Source organism: Streptomyces sp. NPDC021749 (assembly GCF_040640655.1).
Classification (GTDB): domain Bacteria; phylum Actinomycetota; class Actinomycetes; order Streptomycetales; family Streptomycetaceae; genus Streptomyces.
Genome location: NZ_JBFACE010000005.1, coordinates 172765 through 187208, shown reverse-complemented (window position 1 = coordinate 187208; position 14444 = coordinate 172765). Strand labels below are relative to the sequence as shown.

The window sequence follows — 14444 nt, the reverse complement described above, 5'->3', positions numbered from 1 at the left end:
GAAGGGGGAGGTCAGGCATGACGGTCGAGGACGCACACCGGTCCGCGCAGCACCGACCGGGACGGCTGGGCCGCGGCACGCTGCTGCTGATGTCCGTCGCCACCGGTCTGTCCGTCGCCGGCAACTACTTCGCCCAGCCGCTGCTCGACGTCATCGGCCATGACCTGCGGCTTTCGGCATCCACCGCCGCGCTGGTGGTGACCGTCGCACAGACCGGCTACGGCCTCGGACTGCTGCTGCTCGTCCCGCTCGGCGATCTGCTGGAGCGGCGCCGGCTCGCCGTCACGCTGTGCGCGGCGACCGCCGTCTTCCTCACCGTGACGGCGAGCGCGACCAACGCCGCCCTGCTGCTGACCGGCACCGCGCTGACCGGCCTGACCTCGGTCGCGGCGCAGGTCGTCATGCCGTACGCGGCCACCCTCGCCGCCCCCGAGGAGCGCGGCCGGACCGTCGGCACGGTCATGACCGGTCTGCTGCTGGGCATCCTGCTCGCCCGTACGGCCTCCGGAACCCTCGCCGAACTGGGCGGCTGGCGCACCGCGTACTGGGTCAACGCCGGGCTGATGGCGCTGACGGCCGTCCTGCTGCGGCTCCGGCTGCCGGCCCTGCGCACCACGGCCGGGCTGCGCTACCCCGCACTGCTGCGCTCCATCCTCGCGCTGTTCGTCCACGAGCCGGTGCTGCGGTGGCGGGCGGCGCTGGGCGCGCTGACCTTCGCGGGCTTCAGCGCACTGTGGACGGCACTGGCGTTCCTGATGTCGGGGCCGGCCTACGGCTGGCAGGAGTCCGCCATCGGTCTGCTGGGACTGGTCGGCGCGGCCGGCTCGCTCTCCGCCTCCGCCGCCGGCCGGCTGGCGGACCGCGGACTGGTCCACCACGTCGCCGGCGCCGCGGCGTTCCTGCTGCTCGGCTCCTGGGGGCTGCTGGCCCTGGGCGGGGCGGGCGGCGGCTGGTCGCTGGCGGCGCTGCTGGCCGGGGTGATCGTGCTGGACCTCGCCGCGCACGCCCTGCACGTCAGCAACCAGAACCTGGTCTACGGCGTCCGCCCCGAGGCCCGTAACCGCCTCAACTCCGCGTACATGACCAGCTACTTCGCGGGCGGCGCGGCCGGCTCGGCACTGACCTCGGTGGTGTGGTCCGCCGGGGGCTGGGCCGGGGTGTGCGCCATGGGGGCCGGGCTGGCGGCGGCCGTGGTGGCGGTCTGGCTGCTGGACCGGCCGGCGCGCCGCCGTCCCCGGCGGGACCGGGCGGCGCGGGCGCAGGAGCCGGCCGCGGTGACGGTAACGGTCACACGATGATGGTGCCGTCCTCCTCGTCGAGGGCCCGCTTGGCACCGGGGTGGCCCATGGCGGCGGCCTTGCGGTACCAGGCCTGAGCCTCGCCGGGCTCATCGGCCTTCTTGTGCAACTCGGCGAGGCGGAAGGCGCCGTAGGGGTCGCCGGACTCGTAGGCCTTGAGGTACCAGGGGCGGGCTCGCTCCGGATCGCCCTTGGTCTCCAGGAAGACGCCGTAGTTGGCGGCGGCGAGGGGTCTGCCCTCGTTGGCGTCCCACCGGAATTCCACTTCGGTTTCCCCGGGCGCGATCGTCTCCGAGATTTCGCGCAGCCGCTGCGCCGCCCGCTCGTCGCCGGAGTCCGCGGCGCGCCGCAACCACACCTCGGCGGCCCTGCCGTGGTTCCACAGCAGGAGGAGGCTGCCGTAGCGGGCCGCGACGTCGGCGCACCCGGCCTCGATCGCTTCGCAGTAGCCGTCGAAGGCCTCGTTCGTGTCCCCCGCGGCCACCCGCAGATCGGCCCACAGATACGCCGCCTCCGCGCTCCCGCCGGCCCTCCCGGCGGCCAGCCACCGCTCCGCCCGCCCTCGCAGCAGCTTTCCCAGCAGCGTCGCCGCCTCCGCGTCCCCGGCCTCCGCGGCGAGTTCGAGATACGGTTCGGCCGCCTTGTCCTCGCCCCGGTCGGCGAGCATCCGGCCCAGCCGCCACGCGGACTGCGGCTGCCCGTCGTCCGCCGCGCGCCGGAACCACTCCTCGGCCTCCGCCCGCTCCCCCAGCGACTCGGCCAGCACCCCGAGGTTGTGCAACGCGGTGCCGTCCCCCGCCTCGGCGGCCCGCCGGAACGCCTCGCGGGCCACGGCCGCGAACGCCGGGTAGTCGTATGCGTCGTCCGCCCGCGCCACAGCCAGGGCGTAGCCCCAGACCTGGCCGTCCACCGGCGGCAGGGTGTCGTGCCACTCGGCCGCCTCCAGCAGGAAGGGCGCGACCCGCCAGGTGTCGCCGGTGCCGCGGACGAGGAACCGCAGCAGGCCGTGGCGCCGCTCGGTGGCCCACGCGCGGGCGTCCGCCAGCGGCTCCCGGTCCATGCCGGTGACGCCGGCGTAGCACTCGTGCACCTTGACCAGCAGGTCCATCGGCAGCGGGCCGTGCAGCCCGCAGCGGGCCAGGTCGAGGGCGGCGCGGACCAGGGCGTGGCCGCGCGGGTGGCGGTCGGCGCGGCGGGCCCGCCACCACTCGTCCCAGAGCAGCGGCCCGAGCGTCAGATAGGCGGCCGCGCCTTCGGGGCCGCTGGAACAGAGCGCGTCGACCAGCCTCGGGTCCCCGGATTCCCCGCCCCGGTGCGCCAGCCGGGCCCGCTCGGCCGGGCTCCACTCGCGGGCCAGCTCGACGACGGTCGCCAGGTCCAGCACCCGGCCGTGCGGGGTGTGCCGGTGCTCGTCGTAGGCGTCCTCGCGCATCGTGGCGAGCACGATCACGCCCAGCGCGGTCAGCTGGGCCAGCAGCCGTGGCTCCAGGCTGCCGCCCCCACCGCCGGCCGCGTCCCCGAGATGCCCGTCGAGGTCGTCCAGCCAGAGCACGTAGCGGCCCGGGCGCCCCTGCAACAGGGCGGGCAGACCGCGCAGGTCCGCGCCGCGGGCGGGCGCGAACACCCGGAATCCGGCGAGCCCTTGGGCCATCGCCTCCAGCGCGGTACGCGACTTGCCGGCGAACGGCTCGCCGAGCACCAGCACCAGCCCGCCGGCGTCCCGGGCCCGGGTGATCGCCGCGAGGAGGGTGTCGTCGCGGTCCCGGAGGACGTAGGGCGGCAGCGCCGGGAGGTCCGGGATCCGGTGTGCGGGGCGCACGCCCAGCGCGACGCGGTCGACGTCCTCGGCCCGCGGCCAGTCGTCGGGGTCGGGCAGCGCGCCGTGGTACGGGCTGGTGTGCACGGTCAGCGAGCTGATGGTGTCCGCCTGGATGAGGTGGCCCTGGCTGCCGCCGGTGACGGAGTTACGCACCCGGGGGGCGGGCCGGACGGCCGGCCCGTCGGCCAACTCCTCGCAGAGCGCGCGGAGTTCACCCGCGGCCTCGGGGTGCTGCTCCAGCAGGCTGCGCAGGCTGGCCTGCCAGCGCGCGGTGGTTTCCTCCGACGGCTCCGGCGCCGTACCGGTGGACGGCTCTTTCGCCGGCCGCGGCGGCGCAGCGGTCTCCGGCGCGTGCGCCGCCTCGTGAGGGCTGTCGTGCGCCGCCTCGTGAGGGCTGTCGTGCGCCGCCTCGTGAGGACTGTCGTGCGCCGCCTCGGACGGCGCGTCGGCCGCCGCCCGCCGGAAGAGTTCCGAGACCCTCAGCCGGACGTCCGCCCAGGCGTCCGTCGCCATGGCCTGCACCAGCGCGCTCGCCCCCGAACCCGCCAGCGCCGCCAACTCCGCTTCCACACCCGCCCCCTCAACACGCCCTGCGCCAACGGTACTAAGGGGTACCGCCCTCCGCCGCGAGGACCGCGTCGCGGTAGGCGCGGGCGGCCGCGCGGAGTGCCGCCTCCGGGTCGGTGCCCTCCGCCTCGGCGCGGACCGCCATCGCCAGGAGCTCGTACCCGATCCCCCGGCCGGCCGGCAGCGGCACGTCCAGGCCCGCCGTGCGCACCCGCGACGCCAGCTTCGCCGCCAGGGCCAGGCCGGGCTGGGCCAGCGGAACGCCCTCGGTCACCGACTCCCGCTGCTTCTCCACGGCCTTCGTCCGCATCCAGTGCGCCCTGACCTCCTCCGGGGTGGCCGCCTCCGCCTCCCCGAAGACATGCGGATGACGGCGGATCAGCTTCTCCACGATCGTGCCCGCCACGTCGTCGATGGAGAACGGCTCCTCCGGATCGTCCTGCGCGATCCGGGCGTGGAAGACGACCTGGAGGAGGACGTCCCCCAGCTCCTCGCGCAGCTCGACCCGGTCGCCGGCCTCGATGGCCTCGACCATCTCGTACGCCTCCTCCAGGCTGTACTTGGCGAGGTCCTGGTGGGTCCGGATGCTGCTCCAGGGGCACTCGGCGCGGATCTGGTCCATGACCTGGACGAGGTCGAGCAGCCGGGCACCGGGCAGGTCGTAGGAGCCGGGCAGCAGCTCCAGGTCGGGCATGGTCTCGCGGCCCGAGCCGGCCAGCCGGGCCAGCCCGTCGGTGAGCGCGCTCTCGCCCTCCGCCGAGGTCAGCACGACGGCCGTACGGTCCTCGGGCACGCAGTAGTCGACCAGCTCGCGGGCCGTCGGGGCGGCGGTCTCCACCGCGATGCCGGCCTCGCGCAGATACGGCAGCTGCGGATGGTCCGGATCGGCGCACAGCACCCGCTCGGCGGCGCGCAGCACCTGCCACGCGGGCCAGGACAGCAGCCCGGGAGCGACCCGGTGGCTGGTGGTGAGCAGGACCAGGCGTCCGGTGCCGGGGCCCTCGGGGCGGGCGGCGGCGGAGGCGGCGGCGGAGGCGTCAGCGTTCACCCATCGAACGTAACGCACCCCACCGACAGCCCCGTCGGCACCGCCCGGCGGCGGTGGCCCCCGTGGGCCATGGCGGGCCCGAGGGCCGCCCGGTCCGGCCGGCAGCCGTCCCGGCGCCCGCGCCGCCGCCGGCCCGGATCAGGCCTGCTGCCGCACCGGGGTGGTGGCGATCCACGGGTCCTTGGTCTCCCCGAGGATGACCTGCTGGTCGTCCCACTTGCCGAAGCGCGGATTGACGTCGATCCCCATCGACCGGGACGTCCGGGCCAGCGACTGAGCCAGCTTCCGCTGGCCCTGCGGCTTGCCGCGGTCCGCGCCGAGGTGCTCGGCGATCCCGTCCAGCAGCAGCTGGTTGCGGACCATGCCGTCGACCTCGTCGGGGGCGATGCCCTGCTGCAGCCACATCGCCTTCAGCCGCTCGGCCCCGCCGGCCTGCTTCTCGGCCTTGCCGCGCCAGCTCTGGACGTCCTTGCGGGTGACCGTCACGCCGGCGTCCTCGGCGCCGCGCGCCAGCACCTCGTCGAAGATCATGCCGTTGAGGGTGGCCAGGCTGAGCCGGCCGGTGTTCATGATCAGCTGGCCGCCCTGCGGGGATTTCGCCTGCGCGGCCCGGACGTCCCGGACCTTCGCCTGCAGCTGGGCGACGGTGATCCGCTTCCCGTCCACGATGGCGGCGGCACCGGGGTGCGCCCCGCTCCCGCAGGCGGCGAGCAGCGGGGCCGCGGCCAGCAGAGCGGCGGTGGTGGATACGGAGAGCGCTGTCCTACGGCGGAACACATGGCCTCCCGGCAGATCGTGCGACGGAGTTACGACCTTGAGTGATCGATGCTATGAAGTCGGCGTGGCCCAGGCCACTGCTTCGGCCAACGATCTGCGCCCGGCTCGGTTTCTGCGTCCCGCCCCCGGCCCCCGCCCGCCCGCTCCGCACGGACCGCGGCCGGCCCCTCACCGCGCACCGCACGAACGCCGGGCGCGGCGTGACTCAACGGGCGTCTGTGGCGTTGTCCCCATAGTCCGGCGGGCCCCAACCGGTGAGAAAGGTGGCTGGAGTGGACATCGCGGAACAGGTGCGGACCCTGTTGACGACGAAATTCGGAGTGGATCCCCTCTCCATGAGCCCGGAGATCCCGTTGCGGAAGCTGGGGGTCGACTCGCTGGCGCTGGAGGAGCTCCGGCTGCTCATCGAGGACGGTCTCCAGGTCGATCTGGAGGACGTCGAGCTGACGCCCCGGGACAGTTACGGCCAGCTGCTGGCGGCCGTGCACGTGGCGGCCGCATGAGCCGCCCGGACCGGGAGCCCCGCCCGGGCCCGGGCGGGTACGCGCCCGGTCCCGCGCAGCAGCCGTACGCGGCCGCCGTGACCGGTCTGGGCATGCTGACCGCCGCCGGCGCCGGGGCGGACGCCAGCTGGCGGGAGATCACCCGCGCCACCACGCCGTCCGGGGTGCGGCGGCCGGCTGAACTGCGCGATCTGCCCACGGACTTCATGTACCTCGTCGACGGACTGGACCTCGACCAGGCCCTGGACGTGGCCGCCCGCCGCCTGATGGACCGTTTCTCCCAACTGGCGGTGCTGGCCGCCCGCGAGGCCGTGGCGGACGCCGGGCTGGACCCCGCCGAGTGGGACGGCGACCGGGTCGCGGTCCTCATCGGGACCGCCAACGGCGGGCTCCCCGCCTACGACGAGCAGCACACCACCCTCCTGGAGCGCGGGCCGCGCCGGGTCTCCCCCACACTCGCCGCGCTCACCACCGGCAACAGCGCCGCGGCGAGCGTCTGCCGCGATCTGGCCGCCCGCGGACCGAGCCTCGCGGTGAACACCACCTGCGCCTCCGGCACCGACGCCATCGGCCTGGCCCGTCAGCTGCTGCGCGCCGGCATGTGCGACATCGCCCTGGCCGGCGGCGCCGAATCGGCCTGCTCCCGGCTGCTGGTGGCGAGCATGTGCAAGATGAAGGGTCTCTCGACCCGGCGGGACGACCCGGCCGCGGCCTGCCGCCCGTTCGACGCCGACCGGGACGGCTTCGTCCTCGGCGAGGGCGCCGGGCTGCTCGTCCTGGAGCGGCCCGAGCACGCCCGGGCCCGGGGCGCCCGGATCAGGGCCGAGATCACCGGCTACGGCTCGTCCAACGACGCATACGCCCCGGTCGCCCCGCATCCCGACGGCGCCGGCGCCGAACGCGCGCTGCGCGCCGCGCTGGCCGATGCCGGCGCCGGCCCCGCCGACGTCGGGCACGTCAACGCGCACGGCACCTCGACCGTCCTGAACGATCTGATCGAGGGCACCATGCTGCGCCGGGTGCTCGGCGAACACCCCCTGGTCACCTCGACCAAAGCCATGACCGGCCACACCCTCGGCGCGGCCGGCGCCATCGAGACCGCGTTCACCGTGCTGGCGGTGCAGCACCAGCTGGTGCCGCCGACGGCGAACCTCGCCTCGCCCGACCTCGACATCCCCGTCGAGGTGGTGGCAAAGGAAGCCCGGCCGGCGCGGCTGGACTGCGCGGTGAAGACCTCACTGGGGTTCGGCGGGCACAACGCCGCCCTGGTCGTCAGCCGCGGGTGAACCCACCGCCGGTCCCGGCGTGGCACCCACGCGAAGGAGACGCATGACCAACGAAGCGGTCCACGCCCTGAGGGTGGACGGGCTGTCCTACTCCTACCGGCTGGTGCGGCAGCCGGCTCCCCGGACCGAACCGGTCATGGTGCTGGGCGGCGCGCTGCAGGACAAATACGGCTGGCAGCACCTCGACGAGCCGGTGTCGCCGGTGGCGAGCCTGATCACCCTGGACCTGCCGGGCTCGGGCAACGCCGATCCGCTCCGGCCCGACCAGGGCCTGGAGACCATGTGCCGGGCGGTCGAGCACGTCCTCGACCACCTCGGCGTGGCCCGCGTCAACCTCTTCGGCTACTCCTTCGGTTCGGCGATCGCCTTCGCCTTCGCGCAACGCCGGCCGCACCGGATCGCGCGGCTGCTGCTCGGCGGCGTGCCGGCGCACGTGACCCACGCCCAGCTGGCGTTGTGGCGCCAGGCCGCGGCCCGGATGGCGGCCGGTGAGCCGGAGGAGTTCGTCGACCTGGCACTGAAACTGTGGCTGTGCCAGGACGAGAACCGCTTCGTACGCCACCGCAAGCTGGTGCACCGCTACGTCAAGCGCCTGATCATGCACGCCGTCACGCACATCCCGCACGGCTTCACGGTCCTGGACCGCTCCGCGACCGAGGAGCTGAACCCGTCGGGCGGGCTGACCGGGGTGCCCGCGCTGGTCTTCTGCGGTGAGCACGACACGGTCTCCTCGCCCGAGAAGCAGCGGGCGTTCGCGGCCACCATCGAGGACAGCCGCTTCCTGACCATCGCCGAGTCCGACCACTGGGTCGCCCTCGAACGCGCCCAGGCGGTGGTCGACCTGGTCGTCCGGTTCTTCACCGACCAGCCCCTGGACACCGCGGACTACCTGGTCACCTGTGAGCCGGCCGGGCTCTGAGAACCCGGGGCGGCCGGCGGCCAAGTAGGCGGTCACGGCCCGCGCGCGGAGCCACTGCCGCAAAGCCCCCTTCGCCGCGTCGCGTGAGCCGTCGCGCGCGCAACCGCCCGAGGAGTGAGGCCCATGACCGCTGTCCCCGCCGACCCGACCGTCCTGCACCCCATGCCGGGCCTCACCGCGCACCTGCGCACGATCATGTCGGGCACCGTCGACGACGTGGCGGCGGCGGCCCCGGAGCCGTAGCCCCCGCCGGGCGCCGAGGTGCCCGTAGTGGGGAGGCCAGGCGCGCTCTCCTCCCGGCCCGTCCTAGCCCTGGACCTGGCTCAGCCAGTACAGGGTGCGGCGGAGTTCGGTGGGGAAGGCGTGGTGGGGGCCGTGGAGGCGTTCGGCGTCGTAGAGGAGGCGGGAGAGGGTTTCCTGGGCGGCGCCGCGTTCGCCCTGGGCGAGCAGCAGATGGCCGATGGAGCGGCGGATCTCCAGGGGGCGGAGGGGGTCGTCGGCGTAGTGCTCGAAGTACGGGAGCAGGGCGCGGAATTCCTCCAGGGCCTGGGTGACCTCGCCGAGCTGTTCGAGGCACTGGGCTGCTTCGTAGTGGAACTGGAGGGCCTGGCGGGTGGCGCCGGCGCCGGATTCCTTGGCGTACTCCTCGGCCAGCAGGCGGAGTTCGGGCAGCGCGCGGCGGTACTGGCCGTCGTCCATGAGGGTCGCGGCGTACTGCTTGCGCAGGGTGCGGACGACCGGGGAGTGGGCGCCGTGCCGTTCGGCGGCGGCCGGGAGGATGTTGCCGAGGATGTCCACGGCGTGGGTGATCCGGCCCTGGTCGAGCAGGTTCTTGACCTCGTCGACGGCGGCCGCGACATCCGGTCCGGTGGAGGGGGGAGACGACGGGGGCGGGGGCACCAGGGGGGTGGCGGCGGAGGTCCAGGCGCCGGGTGGGCGGGAGGTGTGGGGGGTGCGGTCCCATCCGCCACCGTCGGGGTTTCCGGCGGACTTCGGCGTCAGCGCACCCGAGAGGGCGGAGACGCGGGGGTCGGCGGGGCCGGCGGCCGGAGCCGGTGCGGGTGCGGGTGCCGGGACCTGGGGGGTGGCGAGGGCGGTGGGGGTCGGGGTCTGGGAGGAACGGAGAGGCCAGGGGGCCTGGGGGTGGCGGAAGGGACGGGTGGGGTCCATCGGGGCGAGTGGTGCGGGCGGGTTCGCCGGGGAGCCCACCGTGGCGGTCGGCAGGAGCGGGGCCAGGGCCTGGTAGGCCTCCTGCGCGTCCGCGGGGCGGGCCTGCGGGTCCTTGCGGAGGAGGTGCAGGACGAGCGCTTCGAGGGCCTCGGGGACGTCGGGGCGGAGCTTCCGCACCGGGACGGGCTCCTCGTGGAGGTGGCGGTGCAGCACGCCGAGGGCCGTCGAGCCGGCGAACGGGACCTCGCCGCTGAGGAGTTCGTGCAGCAGGACACCCAGTGCGTAGAGGTCGGTGTACGGGCCGACGGCTCCGCCCATGGCCTGCTCGGGGGCCATGTAGGCGGGGCTGCCGATGGGTGAGCCGGTGTGCGTGAGGCGGGTGGTGTCGGTGTCCAGCGCGGAGGCGATGCCGAGGTCGAGGACGACCAGGGAACCGTCCGGGCGGATCATGACGTTGCGGGGTTTGAGGTCGCGGTGGACGATCGGCACCGCGTGCACGGAGGCGAGCACGGCGCAGAGCTGGGCGGCGACCGAGACCGCCCAGGGCCAGGGGTAGGGGTCGTGCTCGGCGAGGTGGTCGGAGAGGTCGGCGCCCTCGACGTACTGCATGACCAGATAGAGGTCCTCGCCGTCGCTGCCGGCGTCGTGGACGGTGACCAGCCCGGGGTGGTCGACCTGCGCGGTGACCCGGCACTCGCGGACGAAGCGGCGCCGCATCTCCTCGCCGTCGGGGGTGCCGGCCACCCGGTCGGGGCGCAGCAGTTTGACGCCGACCCGGCGGTCCAGCCGGCGGTCGTAGCCGATCCAGACCTGGCCCATCCCGCCCTGCCCGAGCAGCGCGGAGAGTTCGTACCGGTCGCCGATGACCCGGCCGTTCACCGTCCTTCCTCCTTGCGGAGGTAGTCGCTGAGTTCGTCGAGTTCGGCCCGTACCCGGTCGATGCGCTGCGGCTGCGGACGCTCCTGGGGGGCGGGCGCGGGGAGGTAGGGCGCGGGGTGGTGGCCGGGCGCCGGCGGCGGGGGCAGCCGGGTCTCGGTCACCGCGTACGGGTTGGCCGGGCGGGCGCCCTGGTACGGCTGGGTCTCCCGGCTGTGGAAGGCGCCCGGGGCGGCCGGCTGCGGCGGGCCGTAGGGGTGCGCGAGGGGCGGCACCCCGGGGAGGCCGGGGGCGCCCGGGGTGGCCGGGGTGCCCGGGTAGGCCGCCGGGGCATGGCCGGTGGCGGGGACGGCGGTGCGCCGGGCGCGGGTGTCGACGACGAGGTAGTAGGCCACGGCCGCCGCGATCTGCATCAGCAGCAGGCCCACGCCGACGTTGGTGCGCCAGTCCGTCTCGGCGTAACTGACGATCAGCACGCAGGCTCCGATGACGGCCACCAGGTCCCCGCAGAACAGCCACCAGCCCAGCTGCCCGCGCTGCACGAACGCGGCCCGCAGCATCGGCACCCAGGCCAGCAGCCCCAGGCTGAGCACCGCGATGGCCACGAACACCACCCGCAGCAGGATGACCGTCCCCTGCGCCGGGGGACGGTGCGGGGGGTGGGCCGGGACGGGGCCGTGCATCAGTGCTCCTGACGGATCGGTTCGTGGCCGGTGGGGCCGTGCTGACACGGCGGCCTGGCACGCCGACGGTGGTGCGCCCGTCGCCGCACGTGCCTTGCGAGCGTATATACGACACCGGGCGCGTGTGCGGGGTTGTACGGAATGGGCCGGGCGATGTGCCGGGCCCATTCTGCGACCTGCGGCGGGCCGGGAACCGCCCCGGGTCCCGCCCTTCCGCCGGGCCGTCCGTCACTCCGGCGTGACCGAGCCGTCCGTCAGTCCGTCGTAGAGGCCCTGCACCAGCTGTTCGCCGAGCCGGGTGGCCTGGCGCAGGGTGCTTTCGAAGGCGGCCAGGTCGCTGAACCGGTGGCCGTAGCGGCGCTGTTCGGCCAGCGGGAGCCGGGGCAGCTGGAGGCGGCGGACGTCGAGCCGGGTGGCGGTGGAGGCGTAGCTGCTGGCCTGGCGGTTGTTGGCGGTGCCGCGCAGGAAGCCGGCGAGGAACCACGGGTCGAGGGCGGCCGGGTCGGGGCGCAGCAGGGTGAGGTTGCGGCCGAGGGCGGCGCCGGCGGTGGCCGCGTCGACGACCCGGGCGACGGCGCCGCCGCCGAGGACCGGGACGATGATGTCGCCCTCGCGGATCAGGACGGGTTCCTCGGCGGGTCCGGAGGCGGGGGCTTCGGGCAGGGCGCCGGAGGGGGCGCCGCCGGCGATGACGTCGTGGTCGGTGAGGACCGGGGGTGCGTCCGCGGCCTCGGCGGGGGCGGTGCCGGGGCCGCCGGTGCGCAGCACCAGGGCGCCGGAGCGGGCGAGTTCGCCGACGGTGGTCAGCGGCCAGCGGGCCGGTCCGGCGTCGGCGTCGGCGGGCCGCGGGGTGAGCTGGGTGGTCCGGGCGAGGGTTTCGGTCAGCCGGTCGTGGACCTCGGCGAGTGCGGCCGGGCCGCCGGCCGCGGCGGGCGGCGGGAGGTGCCGGGCCGGGGCCAGGTCGACGTCGTCGTCGAGGAGGTCGATGGCGGCCAGCGAGCGCCGGACGCCGGGCCGTTCCTCGATCTCGCCGTCGCGGTCGAAGGCCCGCCAGGCCTCGACGGCGGTGTCCCGGACGGTCTGCCAGTCGGGCCGGTCCCGGCCGGCGGCGGCGCCGGCGGCGGCGCCGGCGGCGGGGCCCGCGGCGGGGCCCGCGGTGTCGACGACGAGGAGTTGGGGAGTGGGCGGGGTGGCGCCGCCGGGCCTGCGCAGCACCCACAGGTGCAGCGGGACGCCGTTGGGCGGGGCGGCGCCGGCCGGCAGCGCGATGACCGCGCGCAGGGCGCCGCGGCGCAGCAGGTCGGCGCGGATCCGGCGGCCGGAGCGGCGGGACGCGGCGGCGGGCGGCATCAGCACGACGGCGGTGCCGCCCTCGCGCAGCCGGGCCAGGGCGTGCTGGACCCAGGCGAGTTCGGATTCGGTGCGGGCCGGGAAGCCGTACTCCCAGCGCGGGTCGTAGGCGAGTTCGTCGTGGCCCCAGTTGCGTTCGTTGAACGGCGGGTGGACGAGCACGGCGTCCGCGGCGAGTTCAGGGAAGGCGTCGGCGCGCAGGGTGTCCGCGGCGCGCACCCGGACCTCGGCATCGGGGGCGCCGAGGGCGAGGCGGAGCGCGGCGAGCGCGGCGAGGTCGGGGTCGGACTCCTGGCCGTGGAGGGTGACGGGGGCGCCGTCGGTCTCGTCGGCGGTGCGCTCGCGGGCGGCGGCGAGCAGCGCGCCGGCGCCGCAGGCCGGGTCGAGGACGGTGGTCAACGGGCCTGCCACGGCGGCGAGTTCGGCCATCAGCGCGGCCGGTCCCGGCGGGGTCAGGGTGTACTGCCGGGGGTTGGCGTCGAGGTGGCGGCCGAGCAGGAACGCGTACGCCTCGGGGGCGCCGTCCACGGCCGCGAGCTCGCCGGTGGAGCGGACGAGCGCGGCGGAGGGGGCGAGCGCCTCGCGGGTGAGGCCGCGGACGGGGTGGCCGGGACCGAGCCGGGCGGCGAGCACGGAGTCGAGCATCGCGGGCAGCACGCCGGTCAGCTCGGTGTCGTCGGCGGCGCCGCGCAGCTGCTGCCAGGCGGCGGGCCGGTCGTGGGCGAGGAGCAGGACGGCGCCGGCCTGGCGGAGCGCGGCCGCGGCGCCCGCGGGGTGCCCCACGAGCTGCTGCCAGACCCGCTCGCGCAGCGGGACCTCGGCGAGTTTGCCCTGGTCGCGCAGCCATTGCTCGATGTCGCGGAGGGCGAAGGCGGGGCTGGTCTCGGTGCCGCCGACGGGCTTGGGGAAGTCGGCGTGGCGGCGCCGCCAGTTGCTGACCGCGGCCCGGCCGACGCCGGCGAGCCGGGCGATGCCGGCGGCGGTCACCTCGGTCGGGCGGCCGTCCGCCCCCTGGTCCGCTGACGCGTTGTGCGGCACCTGGCTGACTCCCATTCCGTGAACCCCCGACCTCCTGTGACCCCCGACGCTGTGTCGGCCAGCATACCCATCCGTCAAGTTCCTCCCCTTTCACAGCGTGAACCAATCCCCTCCTTTCATTCATGTTGACTCGGTTCACAGCCTCTGCTGTTATTGACCCATCACCGCAACGGTCTTCGATCAACCAGCCCGGAAGGGGCTCCTACGCATGTCCCAGCAGATGCACTACCAGCCCGCCCCGCAGGGGCACGCCGCCCCGCAGCAGGCCCGCAACGGTCTCGGCATCGCCGCCCTGATCCTCGGCATCATCGGCGCCCTCAGCGGCATCCCGATGATCCTGTTCTGGCTGGCCGGGCCCCTGGGCATCCTGGCCCTGATCTTCGGCCTGGTGGGCATGAGCCGGGCCAAGAAGGGCCAGGCCACCAACAAGGGCGTGGCGATCACCGGCACGATCCTGGGCGCCCTCGCGCTCATCCTCGCGGTCGTCGGGGTCATCGTCACCCTGATGGCGGTCAACAAGGCCGTCGACGAGGTGCACAAGGAGTTCGACAAGCAGTCGGGCAGCAGCAACAACATCAAGGACCTGGGCGCGGGCGCCGCCGCGAAGTACAACAACGGCCTTGAGGTGTCCGTCTCGAAGCCGACCCCGTACACGGTCGACAAGAACACCCTCATCAGCGGCCACACCGAGGGCAACAAGGCCTGGAAGGTCACCGTCACCCTCAAGAACACCGGCTCCAAGGCGGCCACCAACCCCCTCATGACGACCGAGGCGGAGGCCGACGGCAAGAAGGCCGAGGAGGTCGACGACGACAAGCACGGCATCCTCCACCACGACTGGGAGAAGCAGCTCGACCCCAACGAGTCCGACAGCGTGGAGATGGTCTTCGACGCCCCGCCGACCGCCAAGCAGCTCGACATCAAGATCACGCCGGATCTGCTGCTCGACCCGGCGAACTGGAAGCTGGCGCTCTGACGCAACGGCGTCCCGCCCCTTCCTCCCGGCCCGGTACCGCGACCCGCGGTGCCGGGCCGGCCGCCGTCCGGCCGGCCGGCCGACGGGAACGGACCGTGCCGGCGCGGCGTCTGACTCACTGCCCGACGGGCACC

Annotated in this window: 11 protein-coding genes; 5 read left to right on the top strand and 6 right to left on the bottom strand. The window is 75.0% G+C overall.

Annotated features, from left to right (window positions below; translation table 11 throughout):
- Positions 1 to 17: 17 nt before the first annotated feature.
- The gene (locus AB0G35_RS07260) at positions 18 to 1298 is read left to right on the top strand and encodes an MFS transporter (RefSeq protein ID WP_360945072.1); all 1281 of its coding nucleotides are present in this window, start codon (positions 18 to 20) and stop codon (positions 1296 to 1298) included.
- Here AB0G35_RS07260 and AB0G35_RS07255 read toward each other — a convergent pair.
- From AB0G35_RS07255 to AB0G35_RS07245, 3 genes are all read right to left on the bottom strand, one after another.
- Positions 1288 to 3687, bottom strand: coding sequence for a tetratricopeptide repeat protein (locus AB0G35_RS07255; protein WP_360945069.1), 2400 nt, complete (start codon positions 3685 to 3687; stop codon positions 1288 to 1290). The genes AB0G35_RS07260 and AB0G35_RS07255 overlap by 11 nt on opposite strands.
- Before the next feature lie 34 nt (positions 3688 to 3721).
- Complete coding sequence (locus AB0G35_RS07250; protein WP_360945066.1) at positions 3722 to 4732, bottom strand: nucleoside triphosphate pyrophosphohydrolase; 1011 nt, start codon at positions 4730 to 4732, stop codon at positions 3722 to 3724.
- A 138-nt stretch (positions 4733 to 4870) separates the two neighbouring features.
- Entirely contained in the window at positions 4871 to 5509 is a 639-nt protein-coding gene (locus AB0G35_RS07245) for a SurA N-terminal domain-containing protein (RefSeq protein WP_360945063.1), read from the bottom strand.
- A gap of 272 nt (positions 5510 to 5781) precedes the next feature.
- Here AB0G35_RS07245 and AB0G35_RS07240 point away from each other — a divergent pair, with 272 nt between their 5' ends.
- The 3 genes from AB0G35_RS07240 to AB0G35_RS07230 are packed head-to-tail and all read left to right on the top strand — an operon-like array spanning position 5782 to position 8217.
- Complete coding sequence (locus tag AB0G35_RS07240; protein WP_360945060.1) at positions 5782 to 6012, top strand: acyl carrier protein; 231 nt, start codon at positions 5782 to 5784, stop codon at positions 6010 to 6012.
- Complete coding sequence (locus tag AB0G35_RS07235; RefSeq protein WP_360945057.1) at positions 6009 to 7298, top strand: beta-ketoacyl-[acyl-carrier-protein] synthase family protein; 1290 nt, start codon at positions 6009 to 6011, stop codon at positions 7296 to 7298. The genes AB0G35_RS07240 and AB0G35_RS07235 overlap by 4 nt, the downstream gene beginning before the upstream one ends.
- A gap of 43 nt (positions 7299 to 7341) precedes the next feature.
- Entirely contained in the window at positions 7342 to 8217 is an 876-nt protein-coding gene (locus AB0G35_RS07230) for an alpha/beta hydrolase (RefSeq protein WP_360945054.1), read from the top strand.
- 306 nt (positions 8218 to 8523) lie between these two features.
- On the opposite strand, the gene AB0G35_RS07225 is transcribed toward AB0G35_RS07230, so the two are convergent.
- From AB0G35_RS07225 to AB0G35_RS07215, 3 genes are all read right to left on the bottom strand, one after another.
- The gene (locus AB0G35_RS07225; protein ID WP_360945051.1) at positions 8524 to 10266 is read right to left on the bottom strand and encodes a serine/threonine-protein kinase; all 1743 of its coding nucleotides are present in this window, start codon (positions 10264 to 10266) and stop codon (positions 8524 to 8526) included.
- Positions 10263 to 10946 carry a hypothetical protein gene (locus tag AB0G35_RS07220; RefSeq protein WP_360945048.1) on the bottom strand — a complete coding sequence of 228 codons (684 nt, stop codon included), beginning with the start codon at positions 10944 to 10946 and terminating at the stop codon, positions 10263 to 10265. Before AB0G35_RS07220 ends, AB0G35_RS07225 begins: the two co-directional genes overlap by 4 nt.
- A gap of 228 nt (positions 10947 to 11174) precedes the next feature.
- Entirely contained in the window at positions 11175 to 13349 is a 2175-nt protein-coding gene (locus AB0G35_RS07215; RefSeq protein WP_360945045.1) for an N-6 DNA methylase, read from the bottom strand.
- A gap of 193 nt (positions 13350 to 13542) precedes the next feature.
- Here AB0G35_RS07215 and AB0G35_RS07210 point away from each other — a divergent pair, with 193 nt between their 5' ends.
- A complete protein-coding gene (locus AB0G35_RS07210; protein WP_360945042.1) occupies positions 13543 to 14310 on the top strand; it encodes a DUF4190 domain-containing protein in 768 nt (255 codons plus the stop codon).
- The last annotated feature ends 134 nt before the right edge of the window (positions 14311 to 14444 follow it).